This is a genomic window from Echinimonas agarilytica (assembly GCF_023703465.1).
Classification (GTDB): domain Bacteria; phylum Pseudomonadota; class Gammaproteobacteria; order Enterobacterales; family Neiellaceae; genus Echinimonas; species Echinimonas agarilytica.
Window position 1 is genome coordinate 219,414 of record NZ_JAMQGP010000001.1, and the last position, 21,161, is coordinate 240,574.

Sequence of the window (21,161 nt, forward strand, 5' to 3'; positions counted from 1 at the left end):
GAAAAACTAAAGTTTCTGATGTTCTTACGAAAATCTGATCCAGTGAAAATCCGGTTACTATTGTTGTTTAAATGTCCCTAAATATTGATGAAAGGAATGGCCAACCATGTGTTCAGATTCACTTTATTGATGAGGCGGCAAAAATATACATGTACTCAGCGGTATTTTGTTAGTGCATGTCAGCGTGTTCGTTTTTAATGAAAGGTTAGATGTAATCGCGTTCATTCGCGATATTAAAGTTTATAAAGGAGAGAATACTGGCGATGGCATATGCGGTGGTCGGTAACATGAATTAAATATGGACACAGCTACTCTACCCAAAATCGACAACGCGCAATGGGCTGAATCTGGTTACTCGATTTATGAATTAACAAATACCCAAGGCACTTGTGTTTTAGTCAGTGACTTAGGAGCAACCATTGTCAGTTTATATACCCGCAATCGCCATCAGCGACTATCAAACATTGTGTTGGGGTACGACACACCTCAAGAATACTTGGAAAGCCAACAATACTTAGGCGCAAGTATTGGTCGTGTTGCTAACCGTATTGATAACGGTGAGTTTGAAGTGGATGGAGTGCGCTATCAGATCACCCGAAATGATGGCGAGCATTGCTTGCATGGTGGCCTTCCTGGCCTGCACTGCAAGCAATGGGATCTGGTGTCTCAAAGCTCAAGTACAGTGAGTTTTGAAATTGTTTCACCAGACGGAGAATGCGGTTTTCCGGGCGATCTCAAAGTCCGTGCAAATTTTGAATTGACGGACGATGATCAGCTTCAAATTGTGTATGAAGCGACAACCAACAAAGCAACGCCGGTGTGCTTAACAAACCATAGTTATTTTAATTTGGCTGACGAACAAGCCAGCATTTTGGATCATGAAGTGAGCATCGCCGCAGATCACTACTTATCCGTCAATGACAAGTTTATTCCTCGTCTTATGGTGCCTGTGGCAGATACCGCATTTGATTTCACCTCTCAAAAATCCGTGCGATCTCAAATTATGTGTTATGAACCTCAGCTCTTTTTGTGCGGCGGCTTTGATCATAATTTTTGCTTGGTTCAAGAATCAAAAGAGAAACCATCTGCGACTATTTATAGCCCAGAGAGCGGCCGTAAAGTGGAGATGTTTACGAGTACTCCCGGACTTCAGTTTTACACGGGTAATCAACTGTATGGTGAAACAGGTCAAAAAGGCCAATCTCTGCGTAAATATGCAGGTTTGTGTTTGGAGCCTCAATTTTTTCCGAATCAAATCAATACAGATAGTGCTGAAGAGTGCATATTGCGACCGGGCACCCTGTATACAACTTCTATAACATTGAAGTTTTCGAACGACTAAACCGTGATTGAGTTGATTAAAAAACCAAAAAAGCACATCACGAACGCTCTGTATTTTTTTACGATTCATTCATGTTTGGGTTGGTACTGGTCGCAACGTGTCTGATCGTTAATTTTGCCCGTTCAGTATTGGAGCGTTTCAACTTCTTTCACATCAAAAGGGCTGAAGCCCATTCCAAAGACGTCGTGAAATCAAATCGCTGGTTTTGGAGTCGACTCTCTCGGCTGAAGACTTCATTATTTTGCAGCTTTTGAATGAGGTTCATGAGTTCACAGTGACTATCCAGTCGATTTTTCCAATGGTCAGTGGTTTGAGGTTTTCCGGCAGCCAAGTCCAGTTTATTGCGCCTATTTTATGCTTTTTCATTATCGGCAGATCTTTCAAGCTGCCCATTTCCATTTCAAACAAGGGCTGCGCGCAAGGGGTATTTTTTGAAAATGAAAGGGGGCAGCGGATTGCTCCATAGATTTAGCAGTTAAGAGTGCTTGGGTTATGAATATTTTGAGGTGGGTCACGTTCGCTCTGTTTAGCTGGGTGGAATGGCACCAATTAAGTTAATGAATTGTTAATGGCGGTTGTTGTTAAAAAGCTAACTGGAACAGGGTGTTGGGAAACTTTGTACGCATAAATGAATTTGAACTTATATGAGAAAATATAGTCCAATTTAGAGTAAGAATAGGCTGAAATATAATTTCAAGTCAGTTGCAAGGTGTTGATTTAAAAAGATTATTTTTTTGGTTTGTTTGTTTTTTAACGAGTGGCAATTTCACGATTTGATCCAAGTCTCTGTATCAGGGGTTAAATAAATGTAAGGTATTGTCATCAGCCGGAGAAGCTGAATGACAATCAAGCATCAACATTACGGTGAGGAGGCATTATGTCTATCCTTGAGAAAACGACCCGAGTTGTTGCTGTTGGCTTGACACTTTGGATAGCTGTTCTCTCGTTAACAGGCATGAAAGGCCTAGGAGATCAGGAAGTTCGTCAGGGATTCGATGTTAGTTCAAAGACTGAGGCAAGTGCGCAGCAATTAACCAGTCAATCTCAGCCACATATCATTGTGGCAAGTGTAAATAATCGAAGTAATTAGTATTAAAGTAGTCTAAAAAGCCAGAGCTTAGCACTCTGGCTTTTTTGTGTATGTGACGGGGTGTAGGCCACGGCAATTCCAGCTCAAACCCATCTCCAATCCCCATGTTTTGCACTTCATAAGCTTAACCTTTTCTTGAGAAAAGTCTTATGTCGAAAAATTGATGCCTGGGTAGCCTTGTTTGTCTCTCAGCACAAAATTCCATGCTATTGGCGACATTGTTTATGTCTGCACTAGGCGTATTAGGTTGTAATCGCTTACAACAAAGCTAAATCATTGAAGATCGATGAGTCGGTTAGCAAATAAGACTAGTCGCGGTAATAAGCATGGAGTGCCAATTTCACCATAACCTAGGCGGGCCGCGAAGTTTACTCAACCTAAAGTGCGAGGCACGATGTTAAACTTCCTATCTCAAATGCGGATCAGTACCCGTGTCATTGTATTAGTTATAATTCCTTCACTAGCTATTTGCTGGTTGTCGTTTGAGCGTTATCAACAGGCAAGTCAGACCGAAGCTCAAATTAAAGAAATGACTGTCATGATGGGTTTCTTAAAACGAGCATCATCATTGTTGGCCGTGTGGCAAGACGAACAAGATGTCACGCTTGCGTATACAGCGGGTGACGGCAACGTAAGCCAATATAAAGCCAAGCTCAGCGCGCCTCGCAGCCAAGTCGACCGCTCGTTTCGCGAGCTGGTGGACTACACCGAACGTCATCAAGGTGAATTGCTTCGGCATGGCAAGGTGAAGTCGGCATATCAGTCACTACAAGATAAATTTGCTCAACTCGATCAGATTAGAGCTGCCACCGATCAAAAAAATGAACGTTTACCGAATGGTACCTATAGCAGTGGATATTTTGCGTATGTATCGCGCGAGGTGTTGCGTTCTATCCATGAAATTACTGCAATGGCAACGCGCATTGATGACAAGCTGTCGCAACATGCCTTTGCATATTACACACTCCTGAGCATTCGCGAGCAGGGCAGTTTTGAGCGCGGCATGACGCTCAGAGCGCTCGGTGGAGGTAAAAAAATCAATTACATTCGGTATGGCCGAATTCGCTCTGCACAAGATATGCAACGCATCGCAGGGCGAGATTTTAGACAGTTGGCGTCACCAAACCTGAATCAGTTCTTTAATGAAACGGTCGATAAATTACCGGATATGAAGCGAATCAACGTGATTCGAAATGCCATTATCAAATCAAATGGAGTGAAGCCTGATATTTCACCCGAGGAATGGTATGAAAAGTCCACTCAATACATTAATGCGTTGCAACAGGTGGATAAGAAAATTGTTGATGAAATGGATCAACGTATGGTTTGGCTCAGTGACAATGCTCAGGCAGCCGTGTGGTTTTCTGCATTGAGTATGATGGCGTTAATGGTGCTAGTGATCGTGCTTTCGACTCTGATTATTAACTCAATTATCCGCCCGCTCAAAGAGCTAGTAACCACCTTAATCCATGCTTCGGATCAGCTTGATATTCGAGTTCAATTAGATGAGCGTGGGCATGATGAGCTTGCAGAGGTATCGAAGGCATACAACAAATTGACCTGTAGCTTTACTCAAGCATTGAATGGCATTTGTAATCAGTCTGACAACATGAACGACATTGCGTTTCGTGTGGCCGATGTAATGACCACCTCCATTAGCAACTCTGAAAGTCAAAATAATGCAACCGATTCTGTGTCGGTGGCGGTGCACCAAATGACGGCAACAATTCAGGAGGTTGCATCGAGTGCTCAAGAAACATCTGAAGCGGTGAATCGAGCGCATTCAATGTCGGTTGATGCAGCTGATAATTCGCGCATTAGTCGCGAAATTATGGACACTTTGGTGACCGAACTAGGCACAACTGGGCATGTTATCAGTACATTGAATGACGAATCAGATTCTATTGGTTCAGTGTTGAATGTCATTCAAGGCATTGCAGAGCAAACTAATTTACTGGCTCTGAATGCGGCAATTGAAGCAGCCAGAGCGGGCGAGCAGGGTCGAGGTTTTGCGGTGGTGGCCGATGAAGTGAGAAGTCTTGCAAGTCGCACGCAAGAATCGACCGAACAAATTCGGGCCCAAATCGAGTCGTTGCAAGAAGGTGCCCGTCAAGCCACAAAAAATATGCATCAATTGCAGGACAAAGGAACCGAAGTGGTTGACGTAGTGACTGTCAGTGAACAGGCATCAGATAAATTGCGTGAAGAACTCGATCACATTACTGCAATGGCGACTCAAATTGCCACTGCTGCTGAAGAGCAAACTAACGTTGCGAATGACATTAATATGCAGGTTCACTCGATTAAAGACGACGCCACGAGCATGGCTAAGCACGCACAAGATAGTGCGAGCGCGATCGAAACCCTAACCGGAAATGGCCGTTTACTGACCGACTACGTGACACGTTTTCAGGTCATTGCACCAGAAGCATCTTCGGCATCTTAATTAACCCCGTCTCTCTCCCCAGAGTTTATGGCGTCATTTGGCGCCTTTTTTATGGCCCAACCACTGTGCTTCACAATTTTGATAAAGGCTTCTGTCTGCGACATGACAGCGCTAATACCCATACTCTAAAGTGACCACACTATTTATAATGTGAAATGTTCAAATTGGTATGATGTTCTTTTCACACTGATGCTGCTTTTAATGTAGCCTAGGCGCTAAATGGGGTGAAGGCATCGACATTCGATGGGTGAATAGCACCTTGCTGAATGTTTGTCGAACACCTTTGGTCACCTAAGCTTCCTGTAGGACTTATCAATGAAGTTTTTTATCGCACTGCTAATGTGCCTCCCTTATGTTGCGTACTCTGCTGATTTTGTAGGCTCAGGACAGTGTGTTAGCTGCCATGAACAAGAGCATGAGCAGTGGCAGGCGTCTGACCATGCCAAGTCGATGTTGCCTGCAACAGCGCAAAGTGTGCTGGGACGATTTGATAGTATAGAGACGACTTTTCACGAGCTAACCTTTAAGCCATATCAAAAAGGCGATGAGTTCTGGGTTGATACCGTGACTCGCAGTGGCAAGGTCGAGGCCTTTAAGGTGGCGTACGTATTTGGTCATTTTCCATTGCAGCAATATGTGATTGATATCGGTGATGGACACTTGCAAGCGCACAATGTTGCGTGGGACAGCCGATCCAAACAAGAAGGTGGTCAACGTTGGATTCACCTGCAACCCAACGAAAAAATTACCATTGAACACCCTTTCTTTTGGCAAGGCGCTTATCAAAATCTAAATAGCCGATGTGCCGAATGCCACACAACCAATTATGAAAAAAACTACGATGTTGCAACCAATAGTTACCAAACGACTTGGTCTGAAGTAAATGTGGCATGTGAAACATGCCATGGCCCAGCCAGTAAGCACGTAACACTAGCCAATAAAGATGCTATTTCAGCACAACAAATGGGCTTTGATTTTGATCTCGCCAAACCCCTGAATTGGACGTACGAAGCAGGAAGCCGAACAGCAGTTGCCACAGGCGAAGTGAACGAACAGCATATTAGTATGTGCGGTTCCTGTCACTCTCGGCGCACATCCATGGGGCCGCTGCAAAGTAGTGCTGCACAGTCATATCACGAACAATTTCGCATCAGTAATCTGTCCGACAATTTGTATTATGCCGACGGTCAAATCTTAGATGAAGTGTTCGTCGTGGGTTCATTTTTGCAAAGTAAAATGCATGAAAAAGGTGTGACCTGTAGCAATTGCCACAACGTACATACTGGCAAAGTGAGAAGCCAAACCAATGGCTTGTGTAGTCAGTGTCATATGCCATCTGAATTTGATGTGAAAGAGCACCACGGCCATGAGCCTGACTCAGAAGCGGCGCAATGTGTCACGTGCCACATGCCAGAAAATACTTATATGGTGGTGGATGACCGTCGCGATCATAGTTTTAAAGTGCCGCGCCCATTACTTGCTGATGCGATTGGCTCTCCGAGCGTGTGCCAGTCCTGCCATGAAGATAAGGATGCGACCTGGGCTGCTGATGAAATTAAAACTTGGAATGGCAAGACTGTGCACAGCGATTGGCCTTTGGCGAATGCACATGCGCGCATGATGCGCCCGAACGCAGAACAAGAGCTTATGCGTTATATCAAAGACGACGAGTTGCCTGGGATTGTACGAGCCACTCTATATGAGCAGTTGGCGCACTATGCTAATGAACGCACTTTAAATGAGGCCAGTGAAGGCTTGTCTGACTCTGATCCGCTGGTTCGCCGTGCGGCGGCAGAAGTGTATCGAGGTACTCCGCAAGAGATGCGCTGGCAAGCTTTGTCACCTTTGCTAGAAGACCCTAACCTTCAGGTTCGAGCCTCTGTAACCGCAATGTTAGCCGACATACAACCAATTGCCCCTGCTCATATTAAGCCAGTACTCAACCAAGCCATTGCAGAGTACCGAGAGACGTTTTCACAGATCATGGACATGCCATCATCTCATGTGGCGCTGGCTCTGTTGGAGCAGCAGCTTGGTCAGCAGAAACTGGCAAAAACACATTATTTGAATGCGCTTCGTATCGACCCTTACTACATTGCGGCTATGGTTAACCTCGCTGATATTTATCGTAACGAGGGCGATGCCAAAAATGAGCAAGCACAATATGAGGCGGCACTCAAAGTGGCTCCAGATAGCGCAGCAGTCCAACATGGTTTCGGACTCTTTATGTTACGACAAAAACGTTACGACGAGTCGCTCAAGTATTTGTTTGAAGCGACGCAGCAGGTTGGTGCTATTCCACAATACTCATTTGTTTATGCGGTGGCTCTTGATCATCAAGGGCAAAAAGGTAAAGCGATTGATGTGTTGCAAGAGGCGACCTCAGAATGGCCCGGTCAATATCAGCTGCTAACAACTTTAGTGAGTTATCTGCAACAACAAAACCGCACGTCAGAGATTATGGCTCCGCTTCAGCAATTGATTCGCTTGGCTCCGAATGCGCCGCAGGTGGAGCAGTGGCGTCAGCAATACATGAATTAATGGCTGAATTAGTGGCGTAAAAAAACGCAACGTTGAAATAGGCTAGTACTTAGTTGTTCAACGTTGCGATGTCCAATCAGACAAAGTTTCTGCCAGAGGGTAGAAAGGGAGTGCGAGCTGCGGGGGAACAGCTCGCGGGTCATCACAGTTATGAATTCAATTGAGTGCGAGTTTCGGTTAACTCTTCAGTGTAACCACCTAACTGGCGGTAAAGTTCGTAACGCTTTTGATAGAAGTCGTGACGTTCAGCGTCAGGCTCAAAACGGCTAGCGATTGGGCTTGCCATCACAGCTTGCGCATCGGCAGTTGAAGCGTATTCACCTGCAGCAACCGCTGCAAAGATGGCAGCGCCAAGCGCGCAACATTGCTCAGATTCAACCACATCAATTGAGCGGCCCATTACATCGGCACATAGTTGCATGACTAAGCGCGATTTCTTGGCGATACCGCCCAAAGCAAGTACACGGTCCACTTGAACATCTTGGCTAGTCATACAGTCCATAATGGCTTTTGCTCCGTGGGCTGTAGCTTCCACCAAGCTATGGAAAATAGTCGGAGCATCTGTGCCTAAGTTCAGCGCACTGAGTTCGCCGGTTAAACGTTGGTTGGCATACGGTGTGCGACGACCATTGTGCCAATCTAACGCAATTGGCCCTGTTAATTCAGGTTGATACTGCTCGGCTGCTTGAGTCAACATGAATAAGATTTTGTCGTCTAATTCAGCGGCAAGAGCGGTGTATTGAGCATCGTCTTTTGCCAGTTGCTCGATAGGCCACATCAGTAAACGGCGATACCAAGCGTATAAATCACCAAAGGCTGATTGACCCGCTTCCAAAGCAACTAAACCAGGCATTGAGCTGCCCAATACTTGGCCGCAAATGCCATCGATTTGGCGCTCGCCAATCACATCTGTTGGCGCCATAAGAATGTCGCAGGTCGATGTGCCAATTACTTTAACCAGATCGTAAGAGCCCGCACCGGCGCCCACAGCACCCATGTGACAATCAAACTCGCCAATTGCAATTGCAATACCGGCCGGCAGACCTAATTTATCGGCCCACTCTTGGCTAAGCTCACCCGCTTTTTCATCGGAGGCATAAACCTGATCGAACATACGCTCGCGAATGCCGTCGAGTGTTGGTGAAATGGCTGATAAAAACGCTTGATCCGGTAAACCATTCCAGCTGTCGTGCCACATGGCTTTATGCCCTGCTGCGCAAATACCACGGCGCATTTGGGCGGGAGCTTCGTTGCCAGCAAGCAATGCAGGAACCCAATCACACAGCTCAACCCAGCTGTAAGCGGCTTCTGCAACTTGTGGATCTTGTTCGCTGACCCAGGCGGCCTTGGCCCAGAACCATTCAGAAGAATAGATGCCGCCAATGAACTTGGTATAATCGGTGAATTGACCACTGTGCGCGAGTTCGTTGATTAAGTCAGCTTTGCTGACCGACGTATGATCTTTCCACAACACGAACATCGCATTGGGGTTTTCTGCAAATTCAGGCTTCAGAGCTAGCACTTGCCCTTGTTCATCGACCGGTGCAGGAGTAGAACCAGTAGTATCAACACCAATCCCCACAACTTGCTTAGCAACGCCTTCAGGGGCTTGATTGAGGGCTTCTTGAACGGCTTGTGTCATGGCCTCAATGTAATCGAGAGGGTGATGACGGAATTGAGATTCGGCAAAGACCGAATACTTACCTTCTTTCCAGCGTGGGTAATACACCACGCCTTCTGCAACTTCTCCACCAGTGCGAGAATTTACAATGAGGGCTCGAACAGAGTCAGAACCAAAGTCCAGACCGATAACATAGCGAGTATCCATGACGACTCCATAGGGATCAGAATCAAACGAAATTATTGATGACGTCATTAGAGTTTTTATGAAGCATTTATGCCAGACACCAGAGTGCTAAATGAATGTAACATTACGCTACTGATTGCAATGCTTGCGCTATGTCGTATTTAGCAGATGTTAAATACCAACCCCTTTATTGATGGGAGTAATAGGCGAGGTTGTTTACCGAGTCGGTTTTTGAAGACGCAATATGAATAGAGGTGTTTATGGAGCTTTTAGCTGATTAGTGGATGCAGCCGGTCCTGATGAACTTATCAGTTAAACGTGCTGTTTGTTGATGGTGGACAAAAATTGAGTCATCACTCGGAAGTATCCTAAAGAGGTGTAACTTGGATATTTTGGGACTAGCAATGAAGGCCAAAAGTTTTGTTCGGTATGTTGAACAGTTCGGTTTTTCATGCATTGAGAAGCAGCATGTAAAAGGGTTAAAAATCTTTATTACGCTTTGGGGAACGGTGTTTGCTGTGTTGTTCAGTATTACCGCGTATAACTGGAGTGCCGGTTACGTGTCTTGGACGTGGATTACATTAGACATGCTTGTTGTTGTGGCATTTTCAGGGTGTGCTTGGCAACGCTATCAATTGAAAAGGTACATTGATAGTTACCGGCAAAAGCACCCTGAAGTGACAATTGCCGGCTGACTCAAGGTGGGTTTAAAAAGGCAAACCTACTGCATTTTTAAGTGATGTGAGTAAAGCTTGGCCGCCTTCAGTTTGCACATACTCATACACAGTATTGACTAAAGGTCCTGCTATTTCAGGGTCTAGACCCAATGCCGAAAATGATGAATTGAGCAGATCAAGGTTGCCTGCAGATTCACCCAAGCTTCCTCCTAGCCCGCCGAGCAAGCTTCCAGCTGCTGAAGGTTTGGCGTCCGGAGCACTGTCAATCATGTCGGTAATACCCGGAACAATTGAAGCAAGCTGCCCAAAGTCAGCGGCTTCCATGTTGCCCTGTGCTAGACCAAACAAGCTGCCGAGTGCACCTGTTGCTTGCTCAGGCGTAATGTCGAGTTGGCTGGTTAGTGATTCAACCAGAGAAGCTTCCTGCGCTTGCGCAGGTGCAAACCCAAAGCTGCTTACTGCCAATACTAAACCCATTACCCAATGACGCATCGCCATCATCTTTTTCATATTCTGTTCCTTTAAATGAGACTCGCTTTGATAAGTATGAGCCTATCGTCTTAATTATCCGTTTACCCAGCCTAGTACATCCTTGATAACTGACCAGCGAGATTCTTTTTGAACCGCACCGTATCCTTGGATCCAATAGTCGTATTGACGGTCTACAAAATGATATGACTTCATCAAATCTAACCAATTGTTGGTGTAATTTAAAAGATCTGTATTGCGTCTCGCAACCGCAAATGCGGTTGGAAAAGACAGTAATCGCCCACTGACATCATCTTTAAGTAGAGCAACACCAAAATCAGGATAAAACAAACTCCAAGCGTATCCTGCTTCTGCACTGGTCAGGAGGCCATCGTAGGAATGGGGCTGTTCGGGATTGAAGTAGCTCTCGTAGTGAACAATTGGAGAGAAGTCGATCTGCGGCAAACGTTTTTCCGCACGTTTTACGAGAGCGGCGTGTTGGACTACAGCGAGGTTAAGTTCAGATTGGCGCACTGTTTTGATGGATGAATAATGCTTCACCTGATGATCGGGTACGATCAGTGCTAGGTTTAAGTCGAGCACCTTGTTGGTAAAGGATACTTGCTTCATCAGTTCTGCATCAATTTCAATACCCGACATAGCAATATCGAAATAGCCACGTTCGAGATCATCGGCTAGGTGCTGGTACATGTAGGGAACGAATTCAACGTCAACGCCCAGATCAGAGGCTAATCGATAGGCCAAAGAGATATCAAACCCCACCAGTTCGTTATTGCTATTGTGGTATGAAAATGGAACGTTGCCCCGCTGATATCCAACGCGTAAAACTCTGGCTTTAGCGATGCTGTCTAAATCTGCCACATTGGGATTACTTTTTCGCTCCCAGCCGCCAGTTTCTTGACCTTGAGAAATGATACTGCTGTCGATCTTCATATCGGCAATCAAGCTCGATGTGTTTTGGTCGTCACCAATTAAGTGCTCTAACATGACTCGGGTACCGCCAAATATAAGTACGGTGGAGATACACGAAATCACCAAAAATCGAATAAAGCCGAGTTTGGGCTTACCCACACCGTAGACCACAACAATGGCCGACAGCATAGTTACCGCCATGAGATTCATCACCGCAACCAATGAATTGAACCGGCCCGTAATAAATGACGAAACAACAAATAATTGATTTAAATCCGAAGGTAAAAAAACGCTTTCCAATAGGAAAGGCACTGCAACGTATACACTCCCAAATAAGCTTAAAAGGCCGCTGATGCCAACGAGTGGATAACTCATTAAATCAACCGGTTTGCCAATAAACCAACCGGCAAAAAAGATAAACAAAATAATCGTGAGCTTGCCCAAGTTGGGGAAAGTAAACACGATTGGCAACACAACATCGACCAAGCTCATGGCTTCGTCGTTATCTTTGCCGTATTTTTTTAATAGCCGCTTACTTTCTTCCATGATCACCGGTAAACATATGAAGATATTACCGGTGGAAAATGCGGTCGCCAGAGCGCCCCACGATACCGTCATCACATCGCGATAGCTAAATGGGGTAAAGCTTGTAATGAGCACGGGCAAAATCACAAAAGCCAATAGCATGCACAGTACAAAATAGCTGATCATAAAGACTTGCAAACTTTCGAGTTCATCAATGCCCATTGTGCCAGCTGCATTGGCTGACATTGCAAATACCCCAATAGGCAATATTTTAACCACCGATTGCGTAATTTTGGCCAACCCTTCGGCACATGTGGACGCTAGATGAATGACGCGCTCTTTATTTTTTACTGAAATTAACGCAACACCTAAAGCAATGCTGAATAGAACTAGAGCAGGAACAGCACCGCTTGCCATCGATTCGAAAGGGTTCGACGGAATATAGAGTTTGAGATAATTAATCTCGGCACGCGGCTGAACTTCGCTACTGCTGAAGAAGCTGGCTGAAACCATGCTTGGAAATGTAATGGGCGTCAGTAAAACCACGATCAGGCCGATGACCCAAATAGCAGCCATGATACTGCCAGCTTTGATAAATAAACGCTTGGCCTCGGTCGGATCAAGGTTACCAATGCTACTAATTAAGCTGACTAAGATGTAAGGATAAATCGTCATTTGCATGAGCATAATGACGGCGTTACCGATAATGCCCATCCAGCCGACCATTTCACCAAAGAATATGCCGGTCCCAATGCCCAGCACCATCGATAAAATCATCACAGAGGCAAGGGATAGCCCTTTGGTCGATTTCTCACTACTCATAACATTCCTTCGCTTTAAATACTTGCAGCTACTTCTTCTGATTTGCACTTCGTACAGAGAGCTTGGTCGTAGACTTTTTCATAGGCAATACAGACAGCTTCTGAAGAATAACGTGAGCTGGCTACTTCAAGGCATAACTTTTTAATGTGTTCACTTTCTTCATCATTTAGCAGTTCTAAAGCGGCGTTTGCAGCGGCTTCGTAGTCACCAACTTCAACTATTTTGCCAACGTCCTTAACCACCTCTGGCATGCCGCCGATATTGGTCACCACGCTTGGTGTGCCTTGAATCATAGATTCGATTAAGGTGAGTCCAAAGCTTTCATATTCGGAGAGCTGTAAATTGACATTGGCCGCAGAAAACCAACGTGAAATTAACGGATCTTGTCCCACCCAGGTGATGTCGTCGAATACCCCCAATGACCGAGCAAGCGCTTTGCTTGGCTCAACCTCTGGGCCTTCGCCAAGAAAGATCATCTTACATTTCATCTGTTTTCTGACCAATGCAAAGCAGCGAACAATGTCTGGTATGCGTTTGATTTCTCTAAAGTTAGAGGCATGTACTAAATACGTTTCATCAACATCCAGCCCTAGTTCCTTGCGGGCGTCTGCTCTATTGCCCTGAAAGATCTTTTTGGGTACCACGAAATTGGCGATTGTGGCGGGCGTTTGTTTCAGATCGAAGCGGTCAAATGTTTGCTGAGCTAAGTCATCAGAGACACTAATCACGCGTTCTGATTCGGCTAACACCGTTTCGATCACTCGGTGCATCGCCGGATCATCGGCTAATTTAACTACATCGGTACCGTGTAAAGTGGTCATCAGCTTAAACGGTTTCTTGCATATGAACTTGGCCATCAATCCGGCAGCTGCGTAGGGAACCGCATAATGTGCATGCACAATCTCGATGCCATTTTGTTCCACCAAATTGGCCAATGCTCCGGCAAGTGCCAAGGTGTGTGGGGCGCTTTCGAACACGGGATAGTCATTCACATGTAGCTTTAAAAAATGAAGTGTGTCACTCACTTGACGCCATGAATAGGGATGGCGTTCTGCCAACAACCAAATGTGATGACCGCGCTCGGCCAACGCCATTGCTAATTCCGTTGCGATGATCCCCGAACCGCCCATCTTGGGATTACAGACAAACGCAATTTTGCGTTTTTGGTGCGGACCAGAAGCGTTCTCTGTTTGTTGGTGATCCATCGCTGATTGGGGCGTTAATTCCATTAAGTACCTCTGATGAGCAAATGCTGAAAAATCGTTTTATCTGTTAAAGTTATAGCTTGTTTTGAGGTGACTGCATTTTATGCCGATGGATTTTTGGCTCAGAGACAACTCACCCTATCAATAATGAGATCCGTCAATCTATTTTTACCTAAGGACTGCTTAATGAACTTTATCTTCGTTCACGCTAACCCAGACTGGTATGTCATGCATAAACCGCAAGGTTGCTCAGTACAAGATGATCGAGATGGCATTGGTTTTTTGAATGCTCTAAAACAGTTCATGCAAGAGCCTGAATTATCCTTGGTGCATCGGTTAGACAAAGTGACATCAGGCTTGTTGTTGATAGGCAGAAACAAGAAGACAACATCGATTTTGTCGCAACAATTTGAGCATCGAACAGTGCGTAAGTTCTATTTGGCGCTTGCTGCGGGAAAACCGAGCAAGAAACAAGGCACCATTATTGGCGATATGGCTAAGGCGCGTCGGGGTGCTTGGAAGCTTGAAAGAAGTGTTAAAAACCCTGCTAAAACTCAGTTTTTTAGTGTGTCTCACAGCGCAGGTCTTCGGTGGTACTTGCTTCGCCCAATCACGGGTAAAACTCACCAATTACGTGTTGCGCTGAAAAGTATCGGTTGTCCAATACTAGGCGATGAGCTGTATGGCGCGAAAGCTCAGGCCAGAACGTATCTGCATGCGTATGGCTTGGAATTTGATTGGCAAGGGGAACGCCAGCGCTTTTTGCTACCGCCTTCAGAGGAGGGTGAATTTCGCCAGTCTGTGCCCGTTGAATATGGTAATCCTTGGGAAATGCATTGGCCGAAATCTTAAGTGGATACAAGTATGGAGGGCATAAAAGAGCCTCTGGTGGGAATGCCAGAGACTCAATTTCAGAGTCATTAGTCGCGGTAATTCACGTACATTGGCTCTTCATAAGCGCCTTTGTAGGCAACTTCTGTCTTCGTTGCTCCCGTTGCCGAAGGTTTTTCTTTCAACAGCAACTCAAAACGAGTGAAATGGTTTTTAGGGGCATTGTCAAAATCGTAATTAACATACGATGGCTCGAATGCGCCGTATTCTTCTTCTCCTACATAGTTTGTAAATTCTTCGACCAAGTTAGAGTCAAATTTGTAGTTGACGTAGCTAGGCTCTACGAAGCCATTTGCGTGCGCGGTGGCAACGGATAAAAGGGCCGTGCTCAATCCTGCAATCACAACTTTAAGCATGTTCATGAGTGTGTCTCCTTCAAAAATATCTGTAGTAAAGATCGAGAACTGTGTCGTTCATTTTTATCGTTAAGTTGCATGCGTCGATGCAATATCAAATGAATATCAACAGAGCCGATAGTAAGCGTTTATTTAAAAACGACTTTTGGCCTGTGCACTATTGCTGTGCAAAAGTGGTAGCGGTCTCATTGAGCGGTAAAAAAATTTAACTCTCGATGCGGTATTTGAATCTTGTTCTTAGGCGGATTCTAAATACACGCTAAAAACCCAAACCGAGTACCAACATAGAGTAATTTTTGACCGTTGGTAGTGTTCAGAGGAAGGTCAGCCAAAGCTGAATAGTGAAATAGCCGTTTTGACCCGATGGCTTGTTCGAAAGGTGATGTTTGGCGAAAAGTTCACCCGATCGCGCAAAGGACGATCGGGCCGAGTGCTTTATTTTTTATTAAATGCGGCCAATTGTTCAGCAGTGGCCTCAGTTTGGTGAGTGGCCTTCCATTCATCATATGGCATGCCATAGACCCGCTCGCGGGCAACATCAAGCGCTAGTTCTTGGCCTTGAGACTCGGCTTCGGCAACCATCCATTTGCTCAGGCAGTTTCTGCAAAAGCCGGTTAAATTCATCATGTCGATGTTTTGCACATCTGTTCTGTTTTGTAAGTGTTTCACCAGACGGCGAAAAACCGCTGCTTCTAGTTCTGTTTGTGAGGCCATGTTACGTCTCGCTCCATCATAAAGCCTAAGAGTATACCCATGCCGGTGTCGATGGCGTAGCGGTATCCATATTGTTTTAGCCAAATCGATGAAGACGTTCAAACTATGGGTTAGAGTTGGCAAATGTGATTGAACTTTTAACTGACAAATGAGGTATCTAAGGTATGTACTGATCGGCGCGTTTTATCGATCCATGAAATACACTCGGATGACGTCCATATTGAGCGGTTTGTTTCTTTGTGGAATGCAGTGCCTGACGTCATTTGTGTTGCTTTCAGTGCGGAGGCTTTCAGAGTTGAGGCGCATCCGATACAATCAGATGCAGTTATATTGAAGAGTTTTTTTATGTCAGAACAACAATCCGCAACCACGCATTTTGGTTTTCGTCAGGTCGCATCTGATGAAAAGGCTTCAATGGTGGCCGAAGTTTTTCATTCCGTGGCCGCAAAATACGATGTGATGAATGACCTGATGTCGATGGGAGTCCACCGTGCATGGAAACGGTTTACTCTTGAGTGTAGCGGTGTTCGTTCAGGCGATAGAGTACTTGATATTGCCGGCGGCACTGGTGACATCACCGCATTGATGTCAAAGCGTGTGGGCGATGACGGTCAGGTTGTGTTGGCTGACATTAATGCATCGATGCTGCAAGTGGGGCGTGGCAAACTGCGCGATCGTGGTGTTGTATCTAATGTTGAGTTTGTGCAGGCAAATGCCGAAGCGCTGCCGTTTCCAGATAATTACTTTGATGCCATTACCATAGGTTTTGGGTTGCGAAATGTAACCGACAAAAGCAAAGCACTGGCGTCTATGTATCGAGTGCTGAAGCCCGGTGGGCGATTATTGGTACTCGAATTTTCAAAACCTCAGTATGATTGGTTGGCATCGGTTTACGATACCTACTCCTTCAAACTCCTGCCTAAAATGGGAGAGTTGGTGGCTAATGACAGCGAAAGCTACCAGTACTTAGCCGAGTCTATTCGTATGCACCCCGACCAAGATACACTCGCCGGCATGATGTCTGATGTGGGGTTTGATGAAGTGAAGTACTTTAATTTAACCGGTGGCATTGTAGCCCTGCATCGTGGATACAAATTCTAATGATCAAAGCAGTGTTGCCCATTTTGTTGTCCGCTGCTGATAGAGCCCTAGGGGTCTATCAAAGCCAACATTCAATGTCGCGACAATTGAAGCCAATTCAGGGTGAAAGCTTGCTCGTTGAGCTAACGGATGTGGGCCTAAGTTTTGTGGTGAGAGTCGATCAGCGACTTCATGTTACGACGGTTGATGGTATGACCCCAAGTTGCATGATTCGAGGCAAAGTCGGTGTGCTCACGTCTTTAAAAGATGGCAATGACATACCTCGATTGATCAAAACAGAAGCGTTGGAGCTTGAAGGTAACCTACAAGTGGCTAGCCAAATCGCACAAGTTCTCAGCCATACGCACTTTGATAGCGAAGAATGGTTGTCTCAATGGATGGGAGATGTGCCTGCATACACGTTTATGAATGGACTGAACTGTCTGAAATCATGGTTAAACTATCGCGCTGAACAAGGTCAACTGGACTTACGTGAATGGTTACAGGATGAAGCGCAACTCTTGCCGGTTGAACCGGAAGTGCGCCAACGAAAATTGCACATCAATCAAACCATCGCTCGAATCGATGATTTAGCCGAACGAGTGGCTCAATTACAGCAGTGCGTGAGTGCACAGAAAGGCCTAAATTGAACATGTTGTTGAAGCAGCACAAACGTCTCTATCAAATTACTCGTATCTTTTGGCAATACCGCCTCGATCTACTTTTTCCTGCAAGTTGGCTGCCGTGGTATGTCAAATATGGTCGTTTTGCCATGTTTTGGATCCGCCCCAAGGCAAAACATGAGTGTGACGCTGCACGGTTACGCTTGGCGCTAGAAGAGTTAGGGCCGGTATTCGTTAAATTTGGCCAAATGCTGTCAACGCGGCGCGACTTACTGCCACCCCAATACGCCGAAGAATTAGCCAAGTTACAAGACAGAGTGCCTCCATTTTGTGAAGCTGAAGCGCTGACTCAAATTGAAAAAGCTCTGGGGCAGAAAGTGACCGATGTGTTCGAGAGCTTTGAAGCCACGCCCATGGCCTCGGCTTCTATTGCTCAAGTGCATGGAGCGAGACTGCAATTGGATGGCAACCTCCAAGATGTTGTCATCAAAGTGATTCGTCCTGGTATTGAGCGCATTATTGATGCCGATATCGCATTGATGTACTTGTTTGCTGGGCTTGCCGAAAACTTCTTGCCTGACGGTAAACGCTTACGTCCTCGCGAAGTTGTGCTTGAATACAAAAAAACACTCATCGATGAACTTGATTTGATGAGAGAAGCGGCCAATGGCATACAACTGAGACGAAACTTTGAGGGTTCTGATAGCTTGTATGTGCCGGAAATGTACTCAGACTTTTGTCGTCAAAACATTCTTGTGATGGAACGCATTGATGGTATTCCTGTGAGTGATATCGATGCACTGAACGCTCAAAATACCAATATGAAACGGCTTGCAGAGCGCGGTGTTGAAGTGTTTTTTACACAGGTTTTTCGCGACAGCTTCTTTCATGCTGATATGCACCCTGGCAATATTTTCGTGTCACGAGAGCACCCTGAAAATCCTCTTTATATTGGTGTTGATTTTGGTATCGTGGGAACACTCAACCGAGATGACAAACGTTACCTCGCTGAAAATTTCTTAGCATTCTTCAATCGCGATTATCGTAAGGTAGCTGAATTGCATGTCGCGTCGGGGTGGGTGCCAAGCGACACCAATGTTGAAGAATTTGAGTTTGCTATTCGTACTGTGTGCGAACCTATTTTCCAGAAGCCGCTAGCTGAAATATCATTTGGCCATGTATTGCTTAATTTATTCAACACCGCTAGGCGCTTCAATATGCAAGTGCAGCCGCAGTTGGTGTTGTTACAAAAAACTTTACTCTATGTTGAAGGGTTGGGGCGTCAGCTTTATCCGCAACTAGATTTATGGCAAACCGCGAAACCGTTTCTTGAAGATTGGATGCAAAATCAGATAGGGCCAAAAGCGCTCTGGCGAGAAATTAAGGAAAACGCTCCCTACTGGGGAGAAAAGTTGCCGGAGATGCCAAATTTAATTTATGACGGTTTAATCGCCGTGAAACAATTTAATGAACAATATCAGCAACAAATAAAACACACCGAAAAGGTTCGCATGTATCAAATGCAGGCATATTATTGGTTGGCAACAGCTGCAATTTTGGCTGTAATGGCAACTGTACTGCATTTAGACGTAGAATGGCCTGTAACAATGGCTCTGGGTGTGGGTTCATTTGTGTGTTGGGCGAAGGGCTGGTTACTAAGCCGCAAGCGCTCTTGATGTAAAACTCTTAAAACTTATTTAACCATTACATAATGTTGGGAAGGACTTGAACATGGGCGGAATTAGTATCTGGCAGTTGTTGATTATTGCGGCCATTGTCGTTTTATTGTTTGGCACAAAAAAACTGCGCGGTATGGGCGGAGATTTAGGTGCAGCAATTAAAGGATTTAAAGAATCCGTAAATGGCGATGAGCCTGCCAAGGAAAAAGATGAGTCGAGCGAACAATTGACAGATCAATCACGTGATGCCGCGGATGCAGATTTTGAAGCATCAGAAAAACAGACAAGTGACACAAAGAAGTAAAACATAGTGTTTGATATCGGTTTTTGGGAACTTGCAGTGATTGCTGTGCTTGGGCTTCTCGTTTTGGGACCTGAGCGCTTGCCGACTGCTTTGCGCAATGTGATGAACTGGGTGCGCTCAGTGAAAACGATGGCAAATAATGTTAAACAAGACATTAGCCAAGAACTTCATTTGCACGAATTACAACAAGATCTGAAAAAAGCAGAGCAACAAGGCATGAAAGATTTAAGCCCTGAGTTGCAATCGTCTATCGATGAACTTAAAGATGCTGCCGAATCTGTGCAAAGGCCTTACCAAACGGACTCTTCTGGCGAAGAGAATCAAATACTAGATTCACAAAAGAAAACACCTAAAGCTCCAACATCGGAGAAAAATAATGACTGATCAAGGTGTACCTCTTATCAGTCATTTGATTGAATTGCGCAGTCGTATTTTACGTGCTGTGGTGGCAATTTTAGTGATGTTCTTGTGCTTGTTCTATTTTGCCAATGATTTGTATCACTGGCTTGCTACACCTTTATTAGCGCAGTTACCTCAGAACAGTAGCATGATTGCGACCAATGTTGCGGCTCCGTTTTTTACCCCATTTAAATTAACGCTGGTGGTCTCAATGGCTGCTGCAATGCCCGTGATCTTACATCAGATTTGGGGCTTCATATCACCGGGCCTGTATCGCCATGAGCGACGTCTTGCGGTGCCGCTATTAGTCACCAGTGTGTTGCTTTTCTATGGTGGGGTGGCGTTTGCGTACTACGTTGTATTCCCAATTGCGTTTGCGTTCTTTACGAGTGTTGCGCCCGAAGGCGTTGAGATAGCGACGGATATCTCCAGCTATCTCGATTTCGTGTTAAAAATATTATTTGCATTTGGCATCGCGTTTGAAATTCCAATCGCTGTTATTTTGATGTGCGTGAGTGGCGTCACGACGCCGCAAAAACTTCGCCAAAAACGCCCTTATGTTATTGTTTCGGTGTTCGTCGTAGGAATGCTTTTGACGCCGCCCGATATTATTTCTCAAACCCTGCTGGCGCTACCGATGTGGCTGCTGTTTGAAGTGGGTGTGCTGATGGCGTCGTTGTATTCGAAATCCAAAAAAGATGAGGAGTCCGAAGATGAAGCAAATTAGTTTAATTGCCCTGGTGCTCGCCTCGTCCGTTGCTTTGGCCGACACGAACCTGACTGCCCAATTCAAAGCATGTTCAAATGTCAGTGATGATAGTAGTCGTCTCGAGTGCTATGACGCACTGACAGAGCAACTGTCAGCCTCGCCTGAAGTTAAGCCAACAATGGCCGCCCCGACTTCTACTGCGGCGGGAGTCGATAGGAGTTCAGCGATTGCTTCTGCCACAAAATCGCCAGTGGTCAACAGCGCAGATACGTTGAGCGCTGAGCAGAAATTTGGTTTAGAAAACAAAATTGTTCAGGAGCAAACCAAAGCCATTGCCGAAATCAAAAGTGAGGTGGTGAAAATCACCAAAGATCCCTACGGCAAGTTAACGTTAGAGCTGAAAAACCAACAAGTTTGGAAAATGCGCTCCAAAGGGCCGCGCTTTTCTGTTGGAGACGTTGCTGTTGTTGAGCGTGGCACCTTAGGTGCATTTTACATCCTTAAAAATGGTACCGGACGTAAAACTTCTGTTACTCGTTTGCGATAACTG

Annotated in this window: 18 protein-coding genes; 12 read left to right on the forward strand and 6 right to left on the reverse strand. The window is 45.4% G+C overall.

What is annotated here, in order from left to right:
* Nucleotides 1-298 precede the first annotated feature (298 nt).
* The 3 genes from NAF29_RS00890 (at nucleotide 299) to NAF29_RS00900 (ending at nucleotide 7,419) form a co-directional block, all read left to right on the forward strand.
* Nucleotides 299-1,342, forward strand: coding sequence for an aldose epimerase family protein (locus NAF29_RS00890; protein ID WP_251259546.1), 1,044 nt, complete (start codon nucleotides 299-301; stop codon nucleotides 1,340-1,342).
* A 1,484-nt stretch (nucleotides 1,343-2,826) separates the two neighbouring features.
* Nucleotides 2,827-4,878, forward strand: a complete 2,052-nt coding sequence (locus NAF29_RS00895) for a methyl-accepting chemotaxis protein (RefSeq protein ID WP_251259547.1) — start codon at nucleotides 2,827-2,829, stop codon at nucleotides 4,876-4,878.
* 315 nt (nucleotides 4,879-5,193) lie between these two features.
* Complete coding sequence (locus NAF29_RS00900; protein WP_251259548.1) at nucleotides 5,194-7,419, forward strand: multiheme c-type cytochrome; 2,226 nt, start codon at nucleotides 5,194-5,196, stop codon at nucleotides 7,417-7,419.
* A 148-nt stretch (nucleotides 7,420-7,567) separates the two neighbouring features.
* On the opposite strand, the gene NAF29_RS00905 is transcribed toward NAF29_RS00900, so the two are convergent.
* On the reverse strand, nucleotides 7,568-9,247 hold the full coding sequence (locus NAF29_RS00905; RefSeq protein WP_251259549.1) for a ribulokinase: 1,680 nt from the start codon (nucleotides 9,245-9,247) through the stop codon (nucleotides 7,568-7,570).
* Between the two features lie 383 nt (nucleotides 9,248-9,630).
* Between NAF29_RS00905 and NAF29_RS00910 the strand changes: the two genes are divergently transcribed.
* Nucleotides 9,631-9,921 carry a hypothetical protein gene (locus NAF29_RS00910; protein WP_251259550.1) on the forward strand — a complete coding sequence of 97 codons (291 nt, stop codon included), beginning with the start codon at nucleotides 9,631-9,633 and terminating at the stop codon, nucleotides 9,919-9,921.
* 12 nt (nucleotides 9,922-9,933) lie between these two features.
* Here the strand turns inward: NAF29_RS00910 and NAF29_RS00915 are convergent, their stop codons facing one another.
* Genes NAF29_RS00915 through bshA form a run of 3 tightly spaced genes read right to left on the reverse strand, consistent with a single transcriptional unit; the run spans nucleotide 9,934 to nucleotide 13,880 of the window.
* Nucleotides 9,934-10,413, reverse strand: a complete 480-nt coding sequence (locus NAF29_RS00915; protein WP_251259552.1) for a DUF2780 domain-containing protein — start codon at nucleotides 10,411-10,413, stop codon at nucleotides 9,934-9,936.
* A gap of 54 nt (nucleotides 10,414-10,467) precedes the next feature.
* Entirely contained in the window at nucleotides 10,468-12,651 is a 2,184-nt protein-coding gene (locus tag NAF29_RS00920; protein WP_251259553.1) for a cation:dicarboxylate symporter family transporter, read from the reverse strand.
* Nucleotides 12,652-12,665: 14 nt separating this feature from the next.
* Nucleotides 12,666-13,880, reverse strand: a complete 1,215-nt coding sequence (gene bshA, locus NAF29_RS00925; RefSeq protein WP_251259554.1) for an N-acetyl-alpha-D-glucosaminyl L-malate synthase BshA — start codon at nucleotides 13,878-13,880, stop codon at nucleotides 12,666-12,668.
* A gap of 162 nt (nucleotides 13,881-14,042) precedes the next feature.
* Between bshA and NAF29_RS00930 the strand changes: the two genes are divergently transcribed.
* A complete protein-coding gene (locus tag NAF29_RS00930) occupies nucleotides 14,043-14,708 on the forward strand; it encodes a TIGR01621 family pseudouridine synthase (protein WP_251259555.1) in 666 nt (221 codons plus the stop codon).
* Nucleotides 14,709-14,776: 68 nt separating this feature from the next.
* On the opposite strand, the gene NAF29_RS00935 is transcribed toward NAF29_RS00930, so the two are convergent.
* On the reverse strand, nucleotides 14,777-15,109 hold the full coding sequence (locus NAF29_RS00935) for a hypothetical protein (protein ID WP_251259556.1): 333 nt from the start codon (nucleotides 15,107-15,109) through the stop codon (nucleotides 14,777-14,779).
* A gap of 429 nt (nucleotides 15,110-15,538) precedes the next feature.
* Nucleotides 15,539-15,817 carry a DUF1244 domain-containing protein gene (locus tag NAF29_RS00940; RefSeq protein WP_251259557.1) on the reverse strand — a complete coding sequence of 93 codons (279 nt, stop codon included), beginning with the start codon at nucleotides 15,815-15,817 and terminating at the stop codon, nucleotides 15,539-15,541.
* 345 nt (nucleotides 15,818-16,162) lie between these two features.
* Between NAF29_RS00940 and ubiE the strand changes: the two genes are divergently transcribed.
* Genes ubiE through NAF29_RS00975 form a run of 7 tightly spaced genes read left to right on the forward strand, consistent with a single transcriptional unit; the run spans nucleotide 16,163 to nucleotide 21,158 of the window.
* Entirely contained in the window at nucleotides 16,163-16,918 is a 756-nt protein-coding gene (ubiE, locus tag NAF29_RS00945; protein ID WP_251259559.1) for a bifunctional demethylmenaquinone methyltransferase/2-methoxy-6-polyprenyl-1,4-benzoquinol methylase UbiE, read from the forward strand.
* Nucleotides 16,918-17,547 carry a ubiquinone biosynthesis accessory factor UbiJ gene (locus NAF29_RS00950; RefSeq protein ID WP_251259560.1) on the forward strand — a complete coding sequence of 210 codons (630 nt, stop codon included), beginning with the start codon at nucleotides 16,918-16,920 and terminating at the stop codon, nucleotides 17,545-17,547. The genes ubiE and NAF29_RS00950 overlap by 1 nt, the downstream gene beginning before the upstream one ends.
* 2 nt (nucleotides 17,548-17,549) lie before the next feature.
* Complete coding sequence (gene ubiB, locus NAF29_RS00955; RefSeq protein WP_251259561.1) at nucleotides 17,550-19,196, forward strand: ubiquinone biosynthesis regulatory protein kinase UbiB; 1,647 nt, start codon at nucleotides 17,550-17,552, stop codon at nucleotides 19,194-19,196.
* Nucleotides 19,197-19,251: 55 nt separating this feature from the next.
* A complete protein-coding gene (gene tatA, locus NAF29_RS00960) occupies nucleotides 19,252-19,503 on the forward strand; it encodes a twin-arginine translocase TatA/TatE family subunit (RefSeq protein WP_251259563.1) in 252 nt (83 codons plus the stop codon).
* 6 nt (nucleotides 19,504-19,509) lie between these two features.
* Nucleotides 19,510-19,887, forward strand: a complete 378-nt coding sequence (gene tatB, locus NAF29_RS00965; protein ID WP_251259564.1) for a Sec-independent protein translocase protein TatB — start codon at nucleotides 19,510-19,512, stop codon at nucleotides 19,885-19,887.
* Nucleotides 19,880-20,629, forward strand: a complete 750-nt coding sequence (tatC, locus tag NAF29_RS00970; protein ID WP_251259566.1) for a twin-arginine translocase subunit TatC — start codon at nucleotides 19,880-19,882, stop codon at nucleotides 20,627-20,629. Before tatB ends, tatC begins: the two co-directional genes overlap by 8 nt.
* Nucleotides 20,616-21,158: a hypothetical protein gene (locus NAF29_RS00975; protein WP_251259567.1), complete on the forward strand. Its 543-nt coding sequence runs from the start codon at nucleotides 20,616-20,618 to the stop codon at nucleotides 21,156-21,158. The genes tatC and NAF29_RS00975 overlap by 14 nt, the downstream gene beginning before the upstream one ends.
* The last annotated feature ends 3 nt before the right edge of the window (nucleotides 21,159-21,161 follow it).

What these genes read in the sequence shown, in the direction of transcription:
- NAF29_RS00935 (WP_251259556.1), bottom strand. Translation starts at nt 15,109, where the DNA reads ATGAACATGCTTAAAGTTGTGATTGCAGGATTGAGCACGGCCCTTTTA.
- ubiB (WP_251259561.1), top strand. Translation starts at nt 17,550, where the DNA reads ATGTTGTTGAAGCAGCACAAACGTCTCTATCAAATTACTCGTATCTTT.
- tatA (WP_251259563.1), top strand. Translation starts at nt 19,252, where the DNA reads ATGGGCGGAATTAGTATCTGGCAGTTGTTGATTATTGCGGCCATTGTC.
- NAF29_RS00910 (WP_251259550.1), top strand. Translation starts at nt 9,631, where the DNA reads ATGAAGGCCAAAAGTTTTGTTCGGTATGTTGAACAGTTCGGTTTTTCA.
- NAF29_RS00950 (WP_251259560.1), top strand. Translation starts at nt 16,918, where the DNA reads ATGATCAAAGCAGTGTTGCCCATTTTGTTGTCCGCTGCTGATAGAGCC.
- NAF29_RS00915 (WP_251259552.1), bottom strand. Translation starts at nt 10,413, where the DNA reads ATGAAAAAGATGATGGCGATGCGTCATTGGGTAATGGGTTTAGTATTG.
- NAF29_RS00940 (WP_251259557.1), bottom strand. Translation starts at nt 15,817, where the DNA reads ATGGCCTCACAAACAGAACTAGAAGCAGCGGTTTTTCGCCGTCTGGTG.
- NAF29_RS00975 (WP_251259567.1), top strand. Translation starts at nt 20,616, where the DNA reads ATGAAGCAAATTAGTTTAATTGCCCTGGTGCTCGCCTCGTCCGTTGCT.
- NAF29_RS00895 (WP_251259547.1), top strand. Translation starts at nt 2,827, where the DNA reads ATGTTAAACTTCCTATCTCAAATGCGGATCAGTACCCGTGTCATTGTA.
- NAF29_RS00890 (WP_251259546.1), top strand. Translation starts at nt 299, where the DNA reads ATGGACACAGCTACTCTACCCAAAATCGACAACGCGCAATGGGCTGAA.
- NAF29_RS00900 (WP_251259548.1), top strand. Translation starts at nt 5,194, where the DNA reads ATGAAGTTTTTTATCGCACTGCTAATGTGCCTCCCTTATGTTGCGTAC.
- NAF29_RS00920 (WP_251259553.1), bottom strand. Translation starts at nt 12,651, where the DNA reads ATGAGTAGTGAGAAATCGACCAAAGGGCTATCCCTTGCCTCTGTGATG.
- ubiE (WP_251259559.1), top strand. Translation starts at nt 16,163, where the DNA reads ATGTCAGAACAACAATCCGCAACCACGCATTTTGGTTTTCGTCAGGTC.
- NAF29_RS00930 (WP_251259555.1), top strand. Translation starts at nt 14,043, where the DNA reads ATGAACTTTATCTTCGTTCACGCTAACCCAGACTGGTATGTCATGCAT.
- NAF29_RS00905 (WP_251259549.1), bottom strand. Translation starts at nt 9,247, where the DNA reads ATGGATACTCGCTATGTTATCGGTCTGGACTTTGGTTCTGACTCTGTT.
- bshA (WP_251259554.1), bottom strand. Translation starts at nt 13,880, where the DNA reads ATGGAATTAACGCCCCAATCAGCGATGGATCACCAACAAACAGAGAAC.
- tatC (WP_251259566.1), top strand. Translation starts at nt 19,880, where the DNA reads ATGACTGATCAAGGTGTACCTCTTATCAGTCATTTGATTGAATTGCGC.